The organism is Pricia sp., from assembly GCF_041745955.1.
Classification (GTDB): Bacteria; Bacteroidota; Bacteroidia; order Flavobacteriales; family Flavobacteriaceae; genus Pricia.
Genome location: NZ_JBGTHY010000269.1, coordinates 1 through 20,767 on the forward strand (window position 1 = coordinate 1; position 20,767 = coordinate 20,767).

Here is a 20,767-nt window from a genome sequence, read left to right on the forward strand (position 1 = left end):
ATTTCCTTGGGAATATCGGCGCTCCTCAGCGCTGCGTTGATCGTCGTCGTATTGATGTTGTACAATACCGTGGTCAATATTATCAAGATAGTCGGCCTAGGCATGAAAGACCACCCTTTGGCGGACTATGAGCCCGAGGAAGAGGACTAGCCAAAATTTGGTAGTACTACTATTAGTGCTGCCTTTTAACTCTGTCTCTTCTCGGAGACCCTTCCTATTTTTTTGGACTACTAATATTTTCTATTGGGTTAGTGCCTCCCCTTTTTTACGCTTAAATTATTCCGAAAAAGGTCAATTAAATACGATGCCATGAGCGCTAAACCAAAGAATCCGGAAAAGAAAAAATCCTCTAAAAAAAAGAGTGTTCTTGCTAAACTGAACGAAGAAAAAAAGCCTGACAAAAACACTTGCAAAGATTAGGGTCCCATTTTCATCTTTTTAAGCGATACCTATCGATTTTCGATAGGTTATTTGTCCGTGAGAAATCCATTGTCAGACAAGACCTCATGTGAACATGAGGGCGTGTCTGGAAGGTGATTTATGGGTATGGAGAACATGGCTCAAAATGGATTTTATGAGCTGACCTGCTCTTAAATTAAGTAAATTAAAAATATAGATGCAAATTTATTGGATACCATTGGCAACACAATCATGTATTGGGCGAAGTCGGCCTGCCTTCCATTATAGAAGCGGTATTCAATGGACAACGCACCGAAATCGAACGTGGATTATGTGTTTAAAGAACTTTTGACGATATTGAATTTTAGGAAGAATTTTTTTTGTAAATTTCAATAAATTTAGGTTGACGGGAAATGTAAATCTTAACGGAAACTCAAGAGGAGTTCCCGGATAAACAATTAATTAAAATCTATACCAATGAAAAAAGTACTGTATATGATCGTCTTTGCGGCAATGATAGCAATTGTTGGTTGCAGGGAAGAGAAAACTCCAGGGGAAAAGGTGGATGAGCGGATGGAAGAAACAGGCGAGAGCATGGAAGATGCCGCTGACGAAGTGGAAGATGATATGGAAGAAGCCGCCGAGGAGGTCGAGGATCAAGTTGAAGATGCGACGGACGATAATTAATTGATAGGATTATAAGGTTGCCAAACGACTATTGTACAGATAGTTTGAGTATAGGTTTTTGTACCTTACTTTCCGTTCTATGGATTTTACGACCTCCGTGGCGAAATCAACTTCGTACATCTGGCCCATCACATTGAGTCCACCGGGGCTAAAAACATTGATTTCCATGAGTTTGTCCCCGACAATATCGATGCCCACCAAGAACATACCGTCCTGGACTAATTTCGGCCGGACGATTTCGGCCAGCTCCAGTATTTGATTGGTCATTTTCGCTTTTTCGGGCTTTCCGCCCGCATGTATGTTGCTTCGTATATCCCCGGATGCGTTTACCCTTTGCATCATGGCATATTGGCCATCGACCTGCAAGGGTTCTCCGTTCATAAGAAAGAGGCGGGTGTCGCCGTTCTTGGCCTCGGGCAGATATTCTTGGGCAATGGTGTAGCCGTCACGACAGATGGCATCTATGGTCTGGGATAAGTTGTGTTCGTTTTTTTTGTCCATCATAAATACGTTCTTGCCCCCCGAACCCTGTAAAGGCTTTAAAATCATTTTTTCTTTCTGTTGCTTGAAAAAATCCTTTATTTCCTTTTTATCCCTTGAAATAATGGTTTTTGGGCGCAATATTTCCGGGAAATGTTGGAAATACATCTTATTTACAGCACCTGCCAGGCTGCTGGGATGGTTCACGACCAATACCTTATCGTTCATGGCGATGCCCCCGAATATAAATGCCGCGTTCTGGGCCCAATAGCGCTCATCGATTTCGTCCGACGGATCGTTACGAAGAAAAAGCACATCGAGATCCTCTGATGTAATGTTGATAAATTTTTCCTTTTGTACCGCCTTGAAAAAAGTCTCCTGACTTTTAAAGTTGGAATCCTTTATGGTCTTGCAACGAGCGGAAAAGTGGCCATCGGAGGCGTAGGCCAGTTCCCCGATGCCGATAAAGAAAACATCGTGGTCGCGTTTGTAGGCCGCATATCCTAAAGCAGGGGTAGTAAAATTGGGTTTTTCGGTCTCGTGGTCGTTGATGATAAACGCTATTTTCATTTTCTGTTTTCTTTGGTAATTTTGATATTGGTAAAATTAGGATTACAGGAACAATATTATTGGTGAATTCGTTGGAAGTTACGGATTAAAATGAATCCGTAATAAATAATTTTTGACCCTTTCGAAGTATGAGGTTCACGCCAATAGTTCAGTGATTTTTAGACCGTTCCTTACTTTTTGTAAGCGCTTTTTTACGGAATCCCGTTCGAGAAATCGTGGTAATATGGGTTTTCGGAGTACACTGCGGTGCAACAGCTCTTCTATCAGTTCAACATGGTTGATATTGAATTTTCCGGAATATAGCGTCTCAAGGTTGCCCCCGTTTTTTAAATACCCCATAACATTTAGAAGTCCCGCCAAGTAGACAAAGTCCTTGACCAGACCGCCTCCGCGATAGATACGCATGGTAATGTAATAGGCCGTTTTTTCCGTAAAATTATGTTCCGTTCGCAAACGGTCGAAGGTTGCTATAAAGTTGGCGCCCTTTACCATGGATTCCGCTGCGACGACACGACCGGCAAGGGTACGCATCCGGTTAACGGTCAGTCCATCGACCAGATATTCGGCGAGTACGGCAAGCCCCTCCTGCAATTGGTCATATCCTGAAAAGCCAGCATACATCTGTTTAAGGGGCTGACTTTTGCCGTTGCAATAGGTTAGAATATGTGTGGCGATCTCATGCTGTATCAAGGCGTCACAGCGGCTTTGGTCCAAAGAGAACTGATCGCTAATCAGCAGTTCGCTCTTCGAGACCATAATACCGGCAACGTCTTTACGTATTTCCATGGATAGCTTGATATCCGGAAATCTTTCTTGGTAATATGCCATATCCTGTTTGGCTTGTTCGGCAAACTCATGACAGTTAAACCGGCGCATATCCTTCCGATCGTCCCCTTTCGGATATTGCTTCAAAATTGCCAGTGCAGCTTCGATAATATGGTCCTCAATTTTACCGTAGAGGCTTTCCCCGATAAAACGGAAATTATCGGTGCCCCGTTCTTCCAACATGGTCAGTTGCTTTTCAATTTCGAGTCGCTTGTCGCGAAGGATAAAGGATATCGTGGGATCGGTAACCTGATCTATAGGTAGGGCGTACAACTCTCGTTTTTTCTTTTCGGGATCCAGGGCGATCAGCCTATAGTTGAAAGAAGGGGTTTTCAGGAAATTATTTTTTTTAAATTTTTTCCATTCCGGGGTGCTGTTAACCGGTGTGGTCCGCAATAGAAATTTCATCCCCTCGCTTATTTTTGCCAGTTCGGCATCTGCTTTTAGCGTAACCCTGTCGAGATGGGTCTTTCCCAACATCAGATAATGGTCGAACGGATTGGAAGTCTGTACCCGAATAAATTCATAGGCAGCCCGTTTGATAGTTTCGGAAAAACGGGAGAAGAATTTTCTATAGAACAGCGAATACACTTCTTCTTCCTCAATATTCTGATAAAGCGCTGGTACGGCCACCCCGATCAGCAAACTACCGGATTCTTTTGATTCGTCGATAGCCATCAACGGTTCCAACCGTTCGGGATGCCTTTCGAACCGATTGGTTATCGTAACGGAGGTATTGGGATAGATATCCCGTATGCTTTCGAATCCTTGCTGTAGGGCAGCCACGGTGGCAGGGGCTTTGTTCTCGGGACAAAAAATCTCGAATTCCGCTTGGTGATCCTTCCGAACGGGCCAAAATTCCAATATCAGAAAGGCGTTTAGTTTTTGGGACACCGTAGACGAAATTTCTTCCAGCAGTTTCGAAATATCGACAGTGTCTTCTACCACTAGATAGGAAGCCTGGGTTTTCAGCAATCCCGCAAAGTGGGCATCCTCTCTTTTGTAACGAAAGACACAGATATACGGCAGTAGTTTTTCGATGTACATCACACCGTCTTTCGGCAATTTTTGGAACACGGATTGCGCTTCGGAAAGTTTTTTGCACACGTTTCGAACGATTCGCTTCTCGATCATAAATTTTGCTCTAAAAATTCATCGGCTTGCAAAGGTATCAATCCTTTCAAATGATTTTCAACGGAGCGTACTACTTCTGGATAGATGACACCGGTTTCTTCATCACAATAGACCTTGGCGATTTCCGTGGCTAGAACCAAGGTGTTCTTAAAGTTTTTAGTGATGTATTTTAAGAAATAACCGTTTCCCTCAAAGGTGTCGTTGATTTTTGAGGTGGATCTGATTGTGTTGGGCAAGTCCATCGCTCCCAATTTTTGGCTCCAGGAAGTAACCATAAGACCATAGCGTTCGTTATCGATGTTAATGGTACCCAAATTCCATGTCGGGACTTCCCTGTCCCAGCGCTTCAAATTGTAACTGTGCATATCGAAAACTAGGGCTCTTCCGTGTTTCTTTTCGATTTGCCCTACCAATGCGCTGACCACTTTGTAAAAGGCCGCATGTTTTTTAAGACTGAACTCCTTTTCCGCCTTTGGCAATGGTTTATCCCATAACTTTTTGCCCCATGCATCCTCATAAATGGCATTTTCGGGGTCTCGGTTCAAATCGTACTCAAATCTACTGTCACAGCCGGCAATTACGATGGGGTGGGAGCGTAACATCTCTTTCGTGCAAGGGTCCTCTTCATACCAACGTTCATATTCAGTGTGTAGGCAATTTTTCCATAAAGATTTTCGAAACTGATGGCCGTCGTGTACGGCCCCACAGATGTACGGGACATATTGTTCAATTTTAATGGAAAGGGAATAATCATCGGAAATCGCCTCAAAAGCGATTTCATCGGTAATATTTCGAATTATTTTTGAAACCGGTAATTTTTGCATTTTCAGATTGTTATCTTATCATTTTAGAGCTATCTAACGGTGGACATGAAGATAAACTCTAAGAATCATTTTGCTAAAACAGTATTGTAAGATACTGTTTAAAATCTTGATTATGAATAATATCCAATACTTATAGTGACGGCTTTGACTTTTACGCAAATCTCTTGTTCGGGGTCAAAGAAAGCGACTTTGGATAGAACCGATTAAGGAAAAAGGAAAGTGTTGAAACGGTGCAATCTGAAGCCGAAAATAATGGCTAGGGGAATGGTGGGGTAGACAAGTGGATCTGCCGGTGCCATAAATAATGTACAGGCCAAATGCGCAGGGGGAAACACCGAATCGACGGATTATGCACATCGGACAATTAGGGTTTCATGCACCTACATTCCAATTGCGCTTAACTATATTCCCATTAAACATTTTCGGGAACAGGCCTCTTATGATTGATTTGATAATCCGTCCGTAAGCCTTGAAGCATGTTATTGCCCTCTTCGGCTTGCGATTGTAATAGTGCATCTGTCACATTTGGCAATTCAGGATGTGCTAAGACCTGTTGATACTTTAAAAGGAGTTCTTCCTCTGAACGGATGATAAGGGCATCTATCTCTCTATCAGTCATTTTATCTTCGAGCAACCTGTTTTCCACTGAAGAGAATATCAGATTATTGTTAGGGCTGGATTCCTTAGCTTTTCTCCCTTCAATTACCTCGAACTCTTCGTCTAGAATCAATCTCGAATGTTGTTGCTTGAAATAGCGTTTATTAAAAAAAGGACGAAAACGTGGATAGCGATCCGATTGTACCAAAGTGCCATACGCCCTTTCCGAGGCCCAGATTTGTGTTATAAGGTCTTGCAGTTGTGCGTTCCATGCATTTTCCGTTCTTGTCATAATACGAATGTTTTATTAAAGTCTAAATTGTTAATCCTTTAATCAAACCAAATATTAAGATTACCAATTTTCGATTTCTCTTCGGATTTCCTCAATCGGTTTGTCTCGAATTTCACTTATTTTTTCCAGTAGCCCCTCAAAACCGACACTTTCAAGATACAAATCCTCCTTCTCGGCCAGTTTCGGATATTTCTTGAGATATTCCTCCTGAATAACGTTCCATTTGTCGTGCAGGGTTTCGTACTGGTTCGCATCTGAATCGCCATCGTTCCAATCCACGTTGCTGTCCCGGTTTACGCCTCCTTCTTTCTTTTCTTCCATTACGCCTAAACTTATACTTTAAATTGGCACATCATACGATTATTTTTTCCCCCTATAAAACCGGGAATCATCGAATTCGTTTCGCCCATAGAACTCTTCGTCTTCAGAGGCTATTTTATATTTTTTCGCAGTCTCGTTTTCGTCGAAATACTGTTCCGTTTCCTCCTCTATATTCTTGGAAGGCTTTTCGGAATCGCGGTATTCGCCAACATTATGGCGTTGCTTTATCTTATCCATTCGCTCTTCTTTGTACACCTCGGCGTTCTCAACATCGGAATCCATCTTGTTTTCCACAGGCGTATGCTCGTAGCTTCTGCCATAGGAATCGAGTACGGCATTCTCATAGTCCCGCTCTATAACGGTATCCTCTCGGATTCTTTTGGTCTCGGCAAAGGTTTTGTGATCGATTTTTTCAGCAAATACATATTCCTGATCCGTATTTAGGTCCACAAGACCAATGGGAATGATAACATGGTTTTCCCCTTTCTCGTTGATGAATTCACGGATTTCCGAATTGGCCGGCCTACCGTAAGGATCATGGTTGGCATCTATAATGGTATTATCTACCTCCACGTCCAAATACACCACTCTTTGGGTATTTTTGTTTACCAATAGGTTTTTTACCGCTCCGATTTTGCGTAGAGCTTTATCCTTGACCTCCCAGTTCCTAACGTCCGGGTAACCGCCTGCGATTTTGTAGTCCGATAGTTCGCTTAGATAATACAAGTGTTTTTCCGGTGTTTTCATTGCTCTTTGTTTTCGGGGTTCATTTCCTTTAACGCATCTCCACAGGCATCGAAGAATGCTCTGATCCGCTCTTCTTGCTCGGTAATCTTCTGGTTCGGAACGATAGCGCCTAAAGTCCTCTTTATATGTTCGGGGGTTTCTGCCATTTCTGGATATTCCTTTTCCTGAATAGTCCTGATAATTTGTGCGATATCCCCGCCTACCTCTTTTATTCGTCGCGCAAGTTGGAGGGAATCCCCATTTTTTTGCACATCCTTGGCACCGTTCTCTACCCTTTCTAATCGTTCGTCGGTTTTGTTGATACCATGCTCTACGGCCGCCTGCCGGACAGCATTCGATAATTGTACCAAGGCATCCTTAGTGTAGTTGAAATCGGTGCCCAATTTGGACTTGTCGCCAATGAAGGAAGTATATTCGGCAGTTTCCAAATCCGATTTCGTATATGTTTCACCAACGTCGGTTGCGGTGAAGCCTTCTTGCACATAGTTACCGACAGCTTCTTCGGAGGTGATGGACACGTCGTCGTCTACCAATTTACCGTCCGTATACCAAAAATAGGCAACTATTGCCAAAATTATTAGTAGGGCAAGAATCCATGGCCACCACGGTTTTTTCTTTTCAATTTTTATCTCTGCCATTGTATCAGGTTTAAGGTTTATGGGTTACAGCCGATGGTTAATGTTTATTTCCGTGTTTATGATTTATTTGATAAAATTAGGAAAGAATTGATGTATGAATTGACCCAATTGACCAGAAATTTGACTACAAAACATCAAAAGTCGATACAATGTAAATTGAAATCACTTGAAAAAACCCGAACTTTAAAAATGGATTAAAAAAATAATTAAATGGGACACAGTTAATGGGATTTTATGGATAGTTTGCTGAGATGACTTGATGGTCATCGACAAACGAATTGTTAACTAAAATTATATTGAGATGAAAAAATTAGTACTTACCGCAGTATTCGCGCTCGGGAGCATGACCGCTTTCGCACAGGTTGAAGAAGAACCGCAGACACAGGAAGATCCCCAACAACAGAATCAAGTAGATCGGCAACAGCAGACTCAGGATGCCACTCAGAATGCTGAAGAAAAGATGGAAAAGTCCAAGGATAAGATGAACAAGTCCAAAGATAAGATGGCCAAGAAAAAGGATAAGGAAATGGAAAAAGCTCAAAATGGCTTTAAGGAAGTCTCTATGGACGAATTGCCTGAGGCCATTAACACTGCCATTCAGGACAACTATCCCAATGCCACCGTTGATAAAGCGATGGTAAACAAAAAAATGCAGTACAAATTGGAGGCCACGATGGAAGACGGTTCCACCGAAACCATGATGATGGACGAAGAGGGAAATCCCATTCAGGATAATCGATGAAATAAATTTCCCTTTATCGAATAAAGAACCGTGCAATACGGTTCTTTTTTTTGCATTAAATTTATAAAGTTTCCGATACCCAAAACCACCGACCATGTACCATGAAAAACCAAATCGTGACGAACTGCGCCAAAAGCGTAAAAAATATTACAGAATATCGAACAATATCTTAAGATCTATCGGTATTCTGCTGGGTATCGGGCTGCTGTTGTACTTTCTGTTCAAAATACAGTCCGTAATCGTTTATCTGCTTATCTCTATTGTAGCCACCTTGGTCGGTAGGCCGATAGTAATGTTCCTGAGAGCCAAATTAAAATTTCCGAAAATCGCTGCCGTTATTTTTACGATTTTGCTCATGATAGGCGTTTTGGCGGGGATTGCTTACATTTTTGTTCCTGTACTGACCGAACAGGGCAAGAACCTCTATTCTTTGGATTGGGACAAACTTCAGGCGGAACTGAATAAACTTTATGTGGAAATCACGAACTACTTCGGCGCTTCGCAAGAAGTGGCCCAAGAACTCATCAAGGAAGCGGATATCGAGAAGAATATCGATAAGCAACTCAATGTGGGTGTCCTGCCGAAATTTTTAAACTTTCTCTCCGAACTTTTGAGCATGGTCGGGATCGGTTTTTTCTCGGTTGTGTTTATATCCTTTTTCTTTTTGAAGGACGGCCGTTCGTTTGAAATTGGATTGTTGCGGTTGGTACCGGAAGAACGGCGGGAGCAGACCGTCAACTCCATCGAAACGATTAAGAATCTCCTGTCCCGTTATTTTATCGGCCTGCTCTTTCAGATAGCCATACTTTTTGTTATCTATGCCCTCGTATTATTTCTAGTGGGTATCGAGAACGCCATGATCATCGCTTTTTTGTGCGCTTTGTTCAACATCGTTCCCTATGTCGGTCCGATGATCGGTGGTATTATTATGATCTTATTGACCATGACCAGTAATCCCGAATTGGACTTTAGTACCGTAATCCTACCAAGGACCGGTTATGTGGTCATAGGTATCGTTATCGGCCAACTGGTCGATAATTTTTTCTCCCAGCCCATAATTTTCTCCAATAGCGTTAAATCACATCCCTTGGAAATATTTCTTGTCATACTTATTTCCGGACTCCTCTTCGGAATTTTTGGGATGATCGTTGCAGTACCTACTTATACGGTACTCCGTGTCATCTTAAAAGAATTTTTTTCGGGAAGTAAGCTGGTAGAGATGTTGACCCGGCGCCTTTGAACTAATAGATTCGTCTTGACTTTTTATGGGGATATGACCATAGTGATGTTCCTCTTCAAAACCTTTGTGGCCATAAATCGCTATTCTTATGCTATGCATGAATTACTATTTACTTCAGTTCGGAGTCTTTCCAAATTCCAAAAAGATCTTATTGAAGCTGATAAAGAGATTACTGAAGAGGCTGGCTACACCATTTCGGACGGCTATGCAGCACCGGCGCTAAAAAGTTTTGTGAATAAGCATTTAGACTGTTTAAAAAGAGTTCAAGAACCGGAGGACAAGGTCAAATAAAAGACAGCCTTAAAAAGATTCTTCCTGATTGTAGTGTTCCCGCTAAAAATGGATGTTTCCCATGAAGCTAGGCCTATGATTTCAGGCAGAACCAAAAATAAATTTGGTATCAAGTGCCCAGTAGAAAGGTATCCCTGTTCAATTTCGGGGGATTATACTGCCAATCGATTTTTAGTGCTTTCTCCAGAGCCTCCAATAATTTGGAAAAGTTATTGGGCTTATTAATGTACAGATTCGCGCCATTTAGAAAAGTATCCTCGATATCTTTTTCAGAAGACGAGGTTGAATAAATGGCTATGGATACATTTCTCAATTTTGAGTTTTGGCGTATTTCCCTCAAACATTCGAGACCATTTTTAATGGGCATGTTCAGATCGAGAAATACAAGGTCGGGCTTCTCGGTATTCGAAAGGTTGAGAAAGTCAAGCAGTTCTTGACCGTTTTTAAACAGGCATACCTTGACCCTTAGGGCAAGTTCTTCCAGAGCTTCCACAAAAAACATTCGGTCGTCTTCGTCGTCATCCGCAAGGGCTATTGTCAATATTTTATCCTTCATTTTTTTAACAAGGTTGTTACCGGCATGGAGTGGTAAAAAAAACTAGGCCAAGGTAAATAAAAATTGAAAGATATGATGTAATGGCGTTAACAAAAATCAACTAAACTTTGCCACAAAAGGGTATTTAAGGGTTGTAACTGGTACCTATAAACGACTTTTCGGACAGCCGTCGTCAACCACCTACTTCGACTAATCATGATTCATTTCATTTAGGCGCCGCCTCGAATTAGGCGCTATTCGATATCTTTTTCAGTATTTTATTACAAAATCCAATATGATCAGACTATTTTTGATGTAATTTATAAAAGAAGCCGTCTGAAAACCAAAACAGACGGCTTTCTTTATATTTCCTAGGACTCCAATGCGAGAGAGTTTTCAAATTTTCAAATCTCGGCAAGGTTCCAAGAGTATTGGGACACTTTCTTTTTATGGATTTATTTATGATTTCGGTTCCCTTTGTATTTAAAATGTGGTGGTTTGATGTGGAATTACCATAAACGGAACGTGGACATGAAAACCGATCTTTTTGATAACGGGCTCTATAAAAAGACGCTCAAAAAAGGAGTGCCGGTTCTGTACCATGACCAAAAAATCGGTCCCCTGCCTCGATTGAAAGTCGGTAATGGCGGTAATAACCTCCGTATCCGGCACCTCGTGGTGTTCAAGGGAAACGCTGTCAAGCGTACCCGTCAAAACGGACTTGTTGCTCTTTTTTTCTTGATCTAACCCGTAGCTTGACGCAACGTGCAATACACTGATCCTGGCGTTATATTTTTCAGCCAGATACACTAGTTCCCCCAATTGCTTTTCCCGGTAATCGATTTCATAATCCGTAGGGAACAAGATTTCCTCAGGGGCATCAAATTTGAATTTCGACGGGACCGCGATTACCGGGCAATTTGCCTTCTCGATGACATCGACCGTGTTGGTACCGAAAAGGATTTCCTGTGCCCCTTTTGCGCCTTTGGTGCCCATGACAATCAGGTCGATCTGCTCGTTCCCGACGGTTTCGAGGATTTCTTCGGTCAAGGTATTGAACGCCGAACGGGTATTGAAAACATGCCTCGGGTTTTTAAATTCGTCGGTGGCCCGTTTCTTTAGCGCTTCCAAATTCTCCAGGGATCGGGTGCGGTATATATCTCCCAGTCCCAATTGGGCGGGAGTGTCCAGTATATACTCCGTTTGGTGTATCGGGGGCGTGTAGGTGTTCAGAAGAAAGAAGGTACAATCGTCATCTTTATACAGCTCGACAGCATATCTCAGGGCATTGTAAGCGTTGTCCGAAAAGTCCGTGGGCAGCAAAATCTTTTTCATGGTAAGTGATTTTAGGTTCTATTCTGTTCTTTTGAACGTTCGTTCAGATACTTTTGATCGGTAAGGTCCAAAATCATGGGGGTAATGCTCGTCTTTCCCTGTTTTACGGCCCATCGGTCGGAACCGTCCTCTTCGGGTTCGATTGGTATGACCGTAAACCAGTAATGTTCCCTTCCCATGGGATCTTCATTGGCCATGATCTTCCCGTCGTACTGGCGAACGGATTGACTCGTCCATACGATTTCCCCATTCGGATTTCGTGGAAAATTAATGTTCAGCAACCTACGTTCGTTTTCGTTGATGACTTCCTTCAATGCGGCCTGTGCGAAGGGTTTCAAGGCATCGAAGTCCGGTTCGTCTTCCCCAACCGAAACGCTCAGGGCGATACCGCGTATGCCAAACAGCACTGCCTGTCGCGCCGCGGAAAGCGTACCGGAATGCCAGGCCGAGTTGCCCAGGTTCGAACCGATGTTGATGCCGGAGAGGACCAGATCGATATTTTCGAACAAATGGGTGCCCAGGGCCACGCAATCGGCTGGGGTTCCGGTTACCCGGTAGGCTTCGATACCTTCAAAATGTGTGGGCGATTTTTTGTAGGTAATGGGCTTTCCGGAAGTTATGGCCTGACCCATGGATGATTGCTCGATGTCAGGGGCCATGACGATTACCTCCCCATGGGCGGCCGCAACCTTTGCGAGGCAGGAAAGGCCCGGACTGTAAATACCATCGTCGTTCGTTACCAATATTTTCATGGTCCGCATCTATTTTCGTGGTTTGAATGTACATACAGTGTTCTCTATGCAAAAATATACGCTTTTTGTTTCGCCAGCCCCTTTAGTCCCAAATGGAAAATGTCGCTATCACAAAAAGTTTTGACGCTACGCATAAAAAGGACATACATTGAAATTTAGGAATGATTTTTTTTGGATACATTAGGAATATAAGCCCCTAGAGGGATGCAAAAAATACACACACATGAAGACCGCCCAAGTCGTGCACAATCCTTCCGCCGGAAATGCCGGCCATACCCAGGATGAAATAATGGATATTGTCGAAAAAGCCGGATATTCTGCCGATTATGTATCCATGGAAGACCCTTTGCATTGGGACAATTTCGATCCGAACAGGGCGGATACCATTTTTTTGGTAGGAGGCGATGGAACCGTCCGCGAGCTGGCCAAGGTACTGTTGGAAAAAATGAAGGGCATACCTGTTCCCATCCATTTGATGCCGCTAGGCACGGCCAATAACATTGCCCGGACACTTCGCATTTCATCGGTATTGGAACGCCATGCGGCAGATAAAAAAAGGAGTGTCAAGAGCTTCGATTGCGGAAGGATCAACGGTCTTTCCAAAAAGGATTTTTTTTTGGAAAGTGTGGGTTTTGGCGTCTTTCCGGAACTGATCGATGAAATGCGGAAAAGAGGTAGCAAAACGGGGGATGCCTCTAGTGAACTTCAGAAGGCCATTCGGGTCTTATCGGAAATTGTAAAAAGAACCGAACCCCAAAAAGCGACCATAAAGGCCGATGGAATTACGATTAAGGGTACGTTCCTGTTGGTGGAACTCATGAACATCCAATATTTGGGACCCAATATTCGATTGGCCCCACATGCAGATCCGGGAGATGGGTATTTTGAACTGTTGATGGTCCCCGAAAAGCAACGGGAAGCATTGGAGCATTATCTAAATGAAATGATGGATGGGAAATCGGAAAATTTAAGTTTGGGCGATTTTGTGAAGACCTTAAGAGTGCAGAACGTAAAACTGAGGTGGGCAGGTTCAAAAATGCATGTTGACGACCGGCTGGTCGATGACTTTTCGAGTAAAACTATTGAAATCGAAATGCTAACGAGCGCTTTGAGCTTTTTTCAGGATATTTGATTCGTTTTGTGTGATGTCCGGTTTTCAATCGCCCGTAGACTTTCAATGCCAGTACCGATAATTTTATATCCGACAGAATCAACGAAAAACATTTTTTCTATTGAGATTCGATAATCGGAAAGATGGTCTTTCCACTTTCAACCGTAATTTTTAGGTTATGCCAAATCCGAGAATAAAGAACGAGGAACAATATGCGGCCCTTCGCGAGAAAGGGTATAGCAAGGAAAAGTCTGCTCGCATCGCCAATACGCCCGATTCGGGCAAGAGAGGCGGCAAGGCAAGCCCCTATGAGGAATGGACCAAGGACGGACTTTATGGACAAGCAAAAAAGGTGGGTATCGAGGGCCGTTCGAAAATGGACAAAAAAGCGCTCATCCATGCGTTGCGCAACAATTAATATAAAACTATCTATGAAGGGGGGATTGTACCGAAAAAAAGACCTGGTCCTCTGCAAACGTATAGCCGAAATCCTCCAGTTGCTTTTTATTGAAGGCCGCCGGTATTAAAGGTGTCCATATCGGACCCGGCGCGACCGCGTTCACGCATAACCCTTTTTTGGCCAACAGGCCGGAAAGGCCTCTGGTAAACTCCACGATGCCCCCTTTGTGCTTTTTTTATCTTGGAAATTAGTACTTGCTGGTATTGACATCGAAGGTGCCGGTGTCCCCAAATCATCATATCCCCGGCACCGTAGTTCCCTTTGGGGATGGTACCGTTCCAAATCAATCACATAGCGTACTTTATTCTGGTTACAGTTCAGAATTACGCTTTATAAGCGCTACAGGCCTCGGCGCATTTTCGGCATGCCTCCGCACAATCCTGACAATGCTTGTGCTCATGGTTCGAACATTCTTCGGCACAGGCCTCGCTGACTTTTTTACAATAATCTACCAAGCCCTGGACATCGGAATACGAGGTAGCCAATACTTGTGAAAGCGAGCTGCACACCTCGGCGCACACCCGATCGGTACGGATACAATCTTTCATCATTTTTACATTGTCTTCGTCAAGGCAGGCGTCGGCACAATAGTTACAATGGTTAATACAATTGCCCAAGGCATGGATCAATTTTTCATTTTTCATGGATTCATTTTTTAGGTTACGGATTTATCTGATGAAAGTAAAAAGTTAAATAGATAGAGATCGGCTCTTTCGCCCTAAAAAGTGTTCCTAAATGGATGCTCGCGTTGTTAAGCAACTGCGATTTGCTTAAGGGCCAAAAATTGACGCACTATAGCGGATTTTAATTGGCTTAGAAGGGTAGTTTTAGTTTTTAAATCAATGAATAAAGTATTTTAAGAATTTAACTTATAAGATACGGAGCAAACGAAAAATCTAGAAGAATTGTTCGAACACCAATTAAAGGATCTGTACAGCGCAGAATCGCAACTTCTTCTATTATATTGCGAAGGCACCCTCTTAACGGGTGCTTTTTTATTCACCATTCCGCACCCAAATCATTGGGGTTGCGTTTTAACCTTAGGAACAACCCCATGATCATGTTCGCACGGGCGGATGCTACTACGGGCTGGAACAATACAACGTCAACCTGAACCAAGGTGCGGAATCGACCATTAGCTACCTCATGGCTCGGATGGCCTTCGAAAAGTCCGACCATTGATGAGGATTGCCATGTTATCTCCCCTCGCATGGCGCAAGGTATCGGTTCCCTGTTCTCTTTGGCCTGGGCCTTGATCGAAATCGGGGACTACTAAGATTCAAGCATACTGTACAGTATCGGCGGAATTGTCATTCTCACCTCGATCGTGGTGCATGGCATCAGCGCCCCTTAGGTCTTTAAAATACAAAAGGAAAAATAAGTAAGGACCCTTTTGGTTTTCGATTATTTCTGGAAAGTTATTTTCTGAAGCATCGGCCTAGCCGCCTGGATACACTGTTGTAGCTCTTTATTGCTTTTGAAGTCGGCCTGATCCAAAATCTTATATTCAAAGTCGAGCACAAATTGCTCCTCGTTAAAAATCCATGGTTCGATGGTAAACGAGTGGTTATCGTTCCGTTTTATGTAATAGGTCTCTTCGTTGATGGAAGTATTGATTTCCAAGCGGCGTTCGGTTTCGGGCACCTCGTCTCCGCAAAGTATCAATGACATCCTATCACAAAACCGTAAAAGATTGTATAATCCATCTTCGATGTCGAGATTGATACCGTACAACTTACGCTGTTCCTTCCGTTTGGAATGCATCTCTTTCAAGAACTGTTTCATTTCTTCGTCAGGCATATCCTTATATAGAAACTCGATATGTCTTGATATCAAAAGATTGATCCATTGCGATTTTTGAAGGGTCTCTTTGTAGAGCGATTTGGCGTGCTTGACCGCATCTTTCCCCTTTCCACCGGCCATCATAAAATCGCGGGGGGTACCGGCATCGGTAAGATAATTTTTTTCTTCGAAATCCATCATGTTATCGTCGTGGTTGATAATCGCCGACAAGGTCTCAGTCCAGTGCGAATGCCTTACATCATGTTTTAGATGATGGGCTATTTTGCCTGCAAGGAGCGCATGGGTGTAATGTGAAATGATTTTCCAGCCTTTTGGATGATGTCTTACGAGCATATTGGGTAGATTGAAAAAGTGTACTATATCGGGCAGTAGAACCACATCGGATAGACTTCTCTTTTTATCCCTAATTTACTTCGCCTGCAAAGCTGTTTGGAAGTATTTTAGATTGGCCTCGGCTTCCTTTCGGTGCTTTATCAACCTATTTTTATGGGGTCTCTCAAGTTTATCATGTTGTATAACGGTACTATACTCTTCTTCCCTATTCCGTTCCGCTTCTACCAGATATTCCAAAACGGATGTCATATCCTTCGTATCGGGCGACCCGGAAAACCATCCGATCGATGCTTGATCGGTCTGGCGTTCGGTGGTTTCGGCCTCGCCTCCCAAATCGGAGATAAGTTGTATCAATTCCTTCGATTCCTTGTCCGCCACCTTTGCAAATTCCTTTATTTTTTCGCTGGTAGGGTTGTCTGAAATTGAATCTGCCAATTTTTGAAGTACTTCCTTATAATCCAACACGTTTGTCAAGAGTTGGTTCATTCCGTCGATTATATTTTTTTCCATCTTTATTTTTATTTGGGATATAATTTGTTATTCGATTTCCTACTGGATAAAGCTACATCACGCAAGAACTTTTGGTTAACTCCAAACGGATATAGATGAACTCATTTGAAGCTTAACTATTAACCGGAATGAACCACTTCGAATATAGACAGCGGTTGCTGATAAGTAAAGAGATCAATCTTTTTGACGAAACCATTACCCTTATTTTCGTGGGTTTTCTAAAGACGCAGTGGTCATGTAACAATCTTTTGCCGACATCGGTAACTATGGTACCTGTATACCCAAATCTTTTTCGTTTTCATTTTGCTCTTGTCGATATAATAATGACAAGGATACCATGAAGTACGTCAAACATCCTGAGAAAGGGAAGAAAAGAGATGAGGACCAGCCACAAAAGTTCGATTTAAGCACTTGCCCCAGTCGACCCTTTAGGGGCTAGACAAAGCCACCTTCTAAGAAGTGTGATTATTATTATTTTTTCCGAATTTCATGGAAAATAACTGTTAATAGGTGTCCCTATTATGGTCTCGCTATTATTCTCTTGGAAAGTGCGGTTGAAGAACGTTGAGCGTGAATTTTTGGCCGGCAATATCGTACTTTAAGCTCATGTGCGAAGGTCTTAAGGTTTCGTTTTGTCCGCATTATTCCTGTAATCGCTTCCCCACCAACTGCTGTCCTCCCTGATTTAATGTCAGACTTTCCACTGCCCCCTGGTCATTTTTGTTGAAGGTCAGTTCCGCTGCCACAACTTTTAAGTAAAAGATATTTTTAGCTTTTGGATAAATTTCAAATTCTGGTTGTCCGGTAGCCTGTGCTTTTAACTGATCACCTTCTTTTCTGACCGTAATAACAAATCCTGGCTGTAATTGATACTTGCCCACATAACTTTCAAGAATAGTAGGTTCTACTGTTACTTCTTTTATAAGGCCTTCCGTAGCCACACCCATTTTCTTTAACTTGTCCATGGCATTCGTGTTTCCAGGGTTAAGTTCCAGGGATTTTTTATAGTTGATAATGGCATTCCCTTTATCCCCTTTTTTCATCAATGCCTCTCCATAACTATCATAAACATTACTCGACTTGGGATACTCTTCTACGTTCAGTTTAAAGATGGCCATAGCTGCCTCAATATTATCCGACCTTAAGAATTGATACCCGACACTGTTCATTTCATCCTCCTTTAAGGAATAATCCTCAGCATCTTTTAGTTGCTTGAAATGTTCAAGACCGGCAGCTATATTTTTTTCGTTGATTACCCCCGACAAAGAATTGGCGACGGATTTCTTCGGCATATCGTATGGTTTTCCATAAAGAATGCCACTCATAGCTGTAGTTATCTCATCCAGTGGCGCACCGCCGGTGTTGTTTAACAAAACTATTAGATTTTTTTCTACGGGAAATCTTGTGATCAGGGTGTTAAATCCATTGATACCTCCACCGTGTCCAATCGTTTCAACACTATCTTTTGAATTTCCTTTGGGTCTCCTAACCATATTCCAGCCATATCCATAGTGCCCTTCGAATGCCGGAATGTATTGGGCGAACATTAAATCCTTGGATTCCTTATTTAGTATTTGATCGGTATATAGGGCCTGATCCCAAAGGTAAAGATCTTCAACGGTTGCATAAAGTGACCCTGCGGAATATGGGATAGACATATCCAGATACGATGAATTCTGATAACCGTTGCCTAATTTTTGATACCCGGTAGCCCTTTTCTTGAGCATATTTTCATGATGGTCAAAACCGGAATTGTTCATTTTTAACGGTGTAAATATGCGTTTCTCCAATTGATCTTCATACGATTTACCGGTTACCTTTTCAATAATAGCCCCTAAGAGGAAGTAGCCTGAATTGCTATAGGCAAATGTTTCCCCTGGGATAAATTGCAAGGTTGAATCCGCAAATACCTTTACGAACTCCTCGACGGTGTAGGGATTCCGGCTGCGTTCTTCAAAAAACTTTGGAAAAGAAGTGTAATTGGGTATACCGGAAGTATGGGTCAATAAATCATGCAGGGTTATTTTATTTCCGTTAGCCTTCGGATAATCTGGCAAATAGGCCGTGATAGGTTCGTCTAGCTTTAGCTTGCCTTCTGCCACTAATTGCAGGATCAGTGCGGCAGTAAATTGTTTTGTAATAGAACCTAATCTGTGTTTTGTATCCGGCGCATTTGGGATATCCCACTCCATATTGGCCATTCCCACCCCTTTTTTGTAGATGACCTTACCGTTTTCGGCAACGAGCACGGAGCCGTTAAACAGACCATATTCGCCGTAGAGGTCGATTAGTTCATCCAGCTTATCTATTTTATCCTGTCCGTAGCCCACCTGTATAGACGACAGAAATACTAAAAAGACCATAAAAAAGGATGGTAGTACGAAATAGGGTAAACTTTTCCACATAATTTGTTAGGATATAGATTTTAAATATAATGAATGTATTTGCTCAAAATTAAATCCACGTCACTTTTTTTAATGCCTACGGTAGCGCTTTTTAGCCCCCGGAAATACTTACCTCCGAGATAGATGTTTTTTATACTCATTTGCAATCCAATAGAGCTTAAATTTCCGTAATCTTTCTATCGCCTCGCCTTCTTAGAGTCGTTATATTTATCGAGAATGCGCACCGAAGTATATGAACAGGCCGATATATTTTTTAATATCCTTTCCAGAGTTTAGATTTGGACAATGGATTACTTGTGAAAAGAAGTGCTCTCTATTGAATCTTTTACATAATTTCACCCCTGAAGTTCGGTATTGACTGAATTAAGCCTTTTAATGCAATCTAGTCCGCCGAAAAGACGCTAACCAAGAAATGGAATATGATTAAGGATTTAATTCTAAAAATTGTCCAATACACCTCGCCTGGAAGATTGCTCGCTGGGTTTTATTTTTTACAAAAAAACCATTTAAGTAAATCGGGTTGGAAAGAGAGTGTATTGAAACGGCTTCCCGTTAACAGTGACAAAAAAGAACTGCCTTGGTTTACCTATGCCTGCATTTATTTTCTTGAACCCAAACTTAAAGAAGACCATTCCGTTTTTGAATATGGAAGTGGAAATTCTACAATATGGTTCGCCGATAAAACACAAAAAATCATTTCTGTTGAACATGACAAGGAATGGCATTCCCACATGAAAGAGCGTTTTTTGGAATTTCCCAATATAACATATCACTTAAAAGATAGGATTTCAGGAAGCTATCAAATGGAAATTGTGAATTATAACAAAGTATTCGACATTATTGTCATAGACGGTCGCGAAAGAGTCGAATGTGCTATGAATTCTTTAAATGCATTAAAAGATGATGGTGTAATACTATGGGATAATTCGGATAGAACGAAATATTCTAAGGGCTATCAGTTTCTTATGGAGAACGGATTTAAGAGATTGGATTTTTATGGGATGGGTCCAATAAGCGCTCATTCATGGTGTACTTCAATTTTTTATAGGCAAAGTAACTGCCTTGATATCTAAGCGATCACTTTTTTCAATCATCTTTTAAAAATTGTCTGGGATCTACACAATCCATTCTTCGATTAAGTGGACTTTTTCTGCCGGTACAAAAAAACAATTTCTCACACCATTGTCTCTTACCCTAATAATAGTATCCACATGCTCCAAACCTTGATTGGTATGATTATAAAATCTATACTCATTTTTTCGCATGACCGCGTCCAATTCTTTTTCAATGCTGTTGAAAAGCGTTTCACAAATAATAATTGGCTTGAACTTGTTTAAAGTATGTGTAGCGCCCGTCAATATTTGATATTCCGCACCTTCTGTATCCAGTTTTATTAAATCTACACTGTCTATTTTTTTATCATCCAAATACGCATCAAGCGTAATGGACTCCACTTTAATTTTGTTGGATATCCTATCTTTTTTAGCTCCAAGGTTATGTTCGCCCGAAAGGTTGTAAATAGTCGGAAATTTTAAATTCCTCATTTCATAAAAATCAATTGTCCCACTCACATCGGATAATGCAATAGGTTCAATGAATACTTTATCCAACAAATTATTTATTTTCAGATTTTCACGCATATAGATCATTACCCCAATCGATGGCTCAAAAGCATAGACCGTTAAAGATGGGTTGATTTTACATCCTAGAATGCTATAATATCCAATGTTTGCACC

The 20,767-nt window shown here is 42.0% G+C and carries 23 protein-coding genes and 1 pseudogene; 7 read left to right on the forward strand and 17 right to left on the reverse strand.

The window, feature by feature from the left end:
- Positions 1 to 876 precede the first annotated feature (876 nt).
- Positions 877 to 1,086, forward strand: a complete 210-nt coding sequence (locus ACEW8S_RS09935; protein WP_373517998.1) for a hypothetical protein — start codon at positions 877 to 879, stop codon at positions 1,084 to 1,086.
- A gap of 9 nt (positions 1,087 to 1,095) precedes the next feature.
- On the opposite strand, the gene ACEW8S_RS09940 is transcribed toward ACEW8S_RS09935, so the two are convergent.
- From ACEW8S_RS09940 to ACEW8S_RS09970, 7 genes are all read right to left on the reverse strand, one after another.
- Positions 1,096 to 2,136, reverse strand: coding sequence for a glutathione synthetase (locus ACEW8S_RS09940; RefSeq protein ID WP_373517999.1), 1,041 nt, complete (start codon positions 2,134 to 2,136; stop codon positions 1,096 to 1,098).
- A 135-nt stretch (positions 2,137 to 2,271) separates the two neighbouring features.
- On the reverse strand, positions 2,272 to 4,095 hold the full coding sequence (locus ACEW8S_RS09945) for a flavohemoglobin expression-modulating QEGLA motif protein (RefSeq protein WP_373518000.1): 1,824 nt from the start codon (positions 4,093 to 4,095) through the stop codon (positions 2,272 to 2,274).
- On the reverse strand, positions 4,092 to 4,919 hold the full coding sequence (locus ACEW8S_RS09950) for an N-formylglutamate amidohydrolase (protein ID WP_373518001.1): 828 nt from the start codon (positions 4,917 to 4,919) through the stop codon (positions 4,092 to 4,094). The genes ACEW8S_RS09945 and ACEW8S_RS09950 overlap by 4 nt, the downstream gene beginning before the upstream one ends.
- Before the next feature lie 412 nt (positions 4,920 to 5,331).
- Positions 5,332 to 5,808 carry a hypothetical protein gene (locus ACEW8S_RS09955; protein WP_373518002.1) on the reverse strand — a complete coding sequence of 159 codons (477 nt, stop codon included), beginning with the start codon at positions 5,806 to 5,808 and terminating at the stop codon, positions 5,332 to 5,334.
- Positions 5,809 to 5,868: 60 nt separating this feature from the next.
- Positions 5,869 to 6,129, reverse strand: coding sequence for a hypothetical protein (locus ACEW8S_RS09960; protein ID WP_373518003.1), 261 nt, complete (start codon positions 6,127 to 6,129; stop codon positions 5,869 to 5,871).
- 39 nt (positions 6,130 to 6,168) lie between these two features.
- A complete protein-coding gene (locus ACEW8S_RS09965; RefSeq protein WP_373518004.1) occupies positions 6,169 to 6,876 on the reverse strand; it encodes a photosystem reaction center subunit H in 708 nt (235 codons plus the stop codon).
- Complete coding sequence (locus tag ACEW8S_RS09970) at positions 6,873 to 7,514, reverse strand: hypothetical protein (RefSeq protein WP_373518005.1); 642 nt, start codon at positions 7,512 to 7,514, stop codon at positions 6,873 to 6,875. Before ACEW8S_RS09970 ends, ACEW8S_RS09965 begins: the two co-directional genes overlap by 4 nt.
- A gap of 301 nt (positions 7,515 to 7,815) precedes the next feature.
- Here ACEW8S_RS09970 and ACEW8S_RS09975 point away from each other — a divergent pair, with 301 nt between their 5' ends.
- The 3 genes from ACEW8S_RS09975 to ACEW8S_RS09985 all read left to right on the forward strand — a co-directional run bounded on the left by ACEW8S_RS09975 (position 7,816) and on the right by ACEW8S_RS09985 (position 9,787).
- Positions 7,816 to 8,256, forward strand: a complete 441-nt coding sequence (locus ACEW8S_RS09975; RefSeq protein ID WP_373518006.1) for a hypothetical protein — start codon at positions 7,816 to 7,818, stop codon at positions 8,254 to 8,256.
- A 94-nt stretch (positions 8,257 to 8,350) separates the two neighbouring features.
- Positions 8,351 to 9,496: an AI-2E family transporter gene (locus tag ACEW8S_RS09980; protein ID WP_373518007.1), complete on the forward strand. Its 1,146-nt coding sequence runs from the start codon at positions 8,351 to 8,353 to the stop codon at positions 9,494 to 9,496.
- 15 nt (positions 9,497 to 9,511) lie between these two features.
- Positions 9,512 to 9,787: a hypothetical protein gene (locus ACEW8S_RS09985; RefSeq protein WP_373518008.1), complete on the forward strand. Its 276-nt coding sequence runs from the start codon at positions 9,512 to 9,514 to the stop codon at positions 9,785 to 9,787.
- 109 nt (positions 9,788 to 9,896) lie between these two features.
- On the opposite strand, the gene ACEW8S_RS09990 is transcribed toward ACEW8S_RS09985, so the two are convergent.
- The 3 genes from ACEW8S_RS09990 to surE form a co-directional block, all read right to left on the reverse strand.
- Entirely contained in the window at positions 9,897 to 10,343 is a 447-nt protein-coding gene (locus tag ACEW8S_RS09990; protein ID WP_373518009.1) for a response regulator, read from the reverse strand.
- Between the two features lie 462 nt (positions 10,344 to 10,805).
- The gene (locus ACEW8S_RS09995) at positions 10,806 to 11,657 is read right to left on the reverse strand and encodes a universal stress protein (protein WP_373518010.1); all 852 of its coding nucleotides are present in this window, start codon (positions 11,655 to 11,657) and stop codon (positions 10,806 to 10,808) included.
- Between the two features lie 11 nt (positions 11,658 to 11,668).
- A complete protein-coding gene (surE, locus tag ACEW8S_RS10000) occupies positions 11,669 to 12,409 on the reverse strand; it encodes a 5'/3'-nucleotidase SurE (RefSeq protein ID WP_373518011.1) in 741 nt (246 codons plus the stop codon).
- Between the two features lie 223 nt (positions 12,410 to 12,632).
- On the opposite strand from surE, the gene ACEW8S_RS10005 reads away from it, so the two are divergent.
- Positions 12,633 to 13,541 (forward strand): diacylglycerol kinase family protein, encoded by a 909-nt coding sequence (locus ACEW8S_RS10005; protein WP_373518012.1) that lies wholly within the window; start codon positions 12,633 to 12,635, stop codon positions 13,539 to 13,541.
- 157 nt (positions 13,542 to 13,698) lie between these two features.
- Positions 13,699 to 13,938: a Rho termination factor gene (locus tag ACEW8S_RS10010; RefSeq protein ID WP_373518013.1), complete on the forward strand. Its 240-nt coding sequence runs from the start codon at positions 13,699 to 13,701 to the stop codon at positions 13,936 to 13,938.
- A gap of 64 nt (positions 13,939 to 14,002) precedes the next feature.
- Here ACEW8S_RS10010 and ACEW8S_RS10015 read toward each other — a convergent pair.
- The 6 genes and pseudogenes from ACEW8S_RS10015 to ACEW8S_RS10040 form a co-directional block, all read right to left on the reverse strand.
- A pseudogene (locus ACEW8S_RS10015) lies at positions 14,003 to 14,146 on the reverse strand (NAD(P)-dependent oxidoreductase); the annotation flags it as partial.
- Positions 14,147 to 14,303: 157 nt separating this feature from the next.
- Positions 14,304 to 14,624, reverse strand: a complete 321-nt coding sequence (locus ACEW8S_RS10020; RefSeq protein ID WP_373518014.1) for a four-helix bundle copper-binding protein — start codon at positions 14,622 to 14,624, stop codon at positions 14,304 to 14,306.
- A gap of 355 nt (positions 14,625 to 14,979) precedes the next feature.
- Positions 14,980 to 15,192, reverse strand: a complete 213-nt coding sequence (locus tag ACEW8S_RS10025) for a hypothetical protein (RefSeq protein WP_373518015.1) — start codon at positions 15,190 to 15,192, stop codon at positions 14,980 to 14,982.
- 192 nt (positions 15,193 to 15,384) lie between these two features.
- The gene (locus ACEW8S_RS10030; RefSeq protein WP_373518016.1) at positions 15,385 to 16,116 is read right to left on the reverse strand and encodes a DUF3891 family protein; all 732 of its coding nucleotides are present in this window, start codon (positions 16,114 to 16,116) and stop codon (positions 15,385 to 15,387) included.
- Between the two features lie 75 nt (positions 16,117 to 16,191).
- Entirely contained in the window at positions 16,192 to 16,626 is a 435-nt protein-coding gene (locus ACEW8S_RS10035) for a hypothetical protein (RefSeq protein ID WP_373518017.1), read from the reverse strand.
- Between the two features lie 641 nt (positions 16,627 to 17,267).
- Positions 17,268 to 19,031: a serine hydrolase gene (locus ACEW8S_RS10040; protein WP_373518018.1), complete on the reverse strand. Its 1,764-nt coding sequence runs from the start codon at positions 19,029 to 19,031 to the stop codon at positions 17,268 to 17,270.
- A 419-nt stretch (positions 19,032 to 19,450) separates the two neighbouring features.
- Here ACEW8S_RS10040 and ACEW8S_RS10045 point away from each other — a divergent pair, with 419 nt between their 5' ends.
- Positions 19,451 to 20,104: a hypothetical protein gene (locus tag ACEW8S_RS10045; RefSeq protein WP_373518019.1), complete on the forward strand. Its 654-nt coding sequence runs from the start codon at positions 19,451 to 19,453 to the stop codon at positions 20,102 to 20,104.
- A gap of 42 nt (positions 20,105 to 20,146) precedes the next feature.
- Here ACEW8S_RS10045 and ACEW8S_RS10050 read toward each other — a convergent pair.
- The coding region (locus ACEW8S_RS10050) for an FkbM family methyltransferase (protein WP_373518020.1) at positions 20,147 to 20,767 on the reverse strand (621 nt) is incomplete at its 5' end.

What these genes read in the sequence shown, in the direction of transcription:
- ACEW8S_RS09940 (WP_373517999.1), bottom strand. Translation starts at nt 2,136, where the DNA reads ATGAAAATAGCGTTTATCATCAACGACCACGAGACCGAAAAACCCAAT.
- ACEW8S_RS09945 (WP_373518000.1), bottom strand. Translation starts at nt 4,095, where the DNA reads ATGATCGAGAAGCGAATCGTTCGAAACGTGTGCAAAAAACTTTCCGAA.
- ACEW8S_RS09990 (WP_373518009.1), bottom strand. Translation starts at nt 10,343, where the DNA reads ATGAAGGATAAAATATTGACAATAGCCCTTGCGGATGACGACGAAGAC.
- ACEW8S_RS09975 (WP_373518006.1), top strand. Translation starts at nt 7,816, where the DNA reads ATGAAAAAATTAGTACTTACCGCAGTATTCGCGCTCGGGAGCATGACC.
- ACEW8S_RS09970 (WP_373518005.1), bottom strand. Translation starts at nt 7,514, where the DNA reads ATGGCAGAGATAAAAATTGAAAAGAAAAAACCGTGGTGGCCATGGATT.
- ACEW8S_RS10040 (WP_373518018.1), bottom strand. Translation starts at nt 19,031, where the DNA reads ATGTGGAAAAGTTTACCCTATTTCGTACTACCATCCTTTTTTATGGTC.
- ACEW8S_RS10020 (WP_373518014.1), bottom strand. Translation starts at nt 14,624, where the DNA reads ATGAAAAATGAAAAATTGATCCATGCCTTGGGCAATTGTATTAACCAT.
- ACEW8S_RS09965 (WP_373518004.1), bottom strand. Translation starts at nt 6,876, where the DNA reads ATGAAAACACCGGAAAAACACTTGTATTATCTAAGCGAACTATCGGAC.
- ACEW8S_RS09995 (WP_373518010.1), bottom strand. Translation starts at nt 11,657, where the DNA reads ATGAAAAAGATTTTGCTGCCCACGGACTTTTCGGACAACGCTTACAAT.
- ACEW8S_RS10025 (WP_373518015.1), bottom strand. Translation starts at nt 15,192, where the DNA reads ATGCGAGGGGAGATAACATGGCAATCCTCATCAATGGTCGGACTTTTC.
- ACEW8S_RS10045 (WP_373518019.1), top strand. Translation starts at nt 19,451, where the DNA reads ATGATTAAGGATTTAATTCTAAAAATTGTCCAATACACCTCGCCTGGA.
- ACEW8S_RS09950 (WP_373518001.1), bottom strand. Translation starts at nt 4,919, where the DNA reads ATGCAAAAATTACCGGTTTCAAAAATAATTCGAAATATTACCGATGAA.
- ACEW8S_RS09980 (WP_373518007.1), top strand. Translation starts at nt 8,351, where the DNA reads ATGTACCATGAAAAACCAAATCGTGACGAACTGCGCCAAAAGCGTAAA.
- ACEW8S_RS10005 (WP_373518012.1), top strand. Translation starts at nt 12,633, where the DNA reads ATGAAGACCGCCCAAGTCGTGCACAATCCTTCCGCCGGAAATGCCGGC.
- ACEW8S_RS10030 (WP_373518016.1), bottom strand. Translation starts at nt 16,116, where the DNA reads ATGCTCGTAAGACATCATCCAAAAGGCTGGAAAATCATTTCACATTAC.
- ACEW8S_RS10010 (WP_373518013.1), top strand. Translation starts at nt 13,699, where the DNA reads ATGCCAAATCCGAGAATAAAGAACGAGGAACAATATGCGGCCCTTCGC.
- ACEW8S_RS09935 (WP_373517998.1), top strand. Translation starts at nt 877, where the DNA reads ATGAAAAAAGTACTGTATATGATCGTCTTTGCGGCAATGATAGCAATT.
- ACEW8S_RS09960 (WP_373518003.1), bottom strand. Translation starts at nt 6,129, where the DNA reads ATGGAAGAAAAGAAAGAAGGAGGCGTAAACCGGGACAGCAACGTGGAT.
- ACEW8S_RS09955 (WP_373518002.1), bottom strand. Translation starts at nt 5,808, where the DNA reads ATGACAAGAACGGAAAATGCATGGAACGCACAACTGCAAGACCTTATA.
- ACEW8S_RS10035 (WP_373518017.1), bottom strand. Translation starts at nt 16,626, where the DNA reads ATGGAAAAAAATATAATCGACGGAATGAACCAACTCTTGACAAACGTG.
- surE (WP_373518011.1), bottom strand. Translation starts at nt 12,409, where the DNA reads ATGAAAATATTGGTAACGAACGACGATGGTATTTACAGTCCGGGCCTT.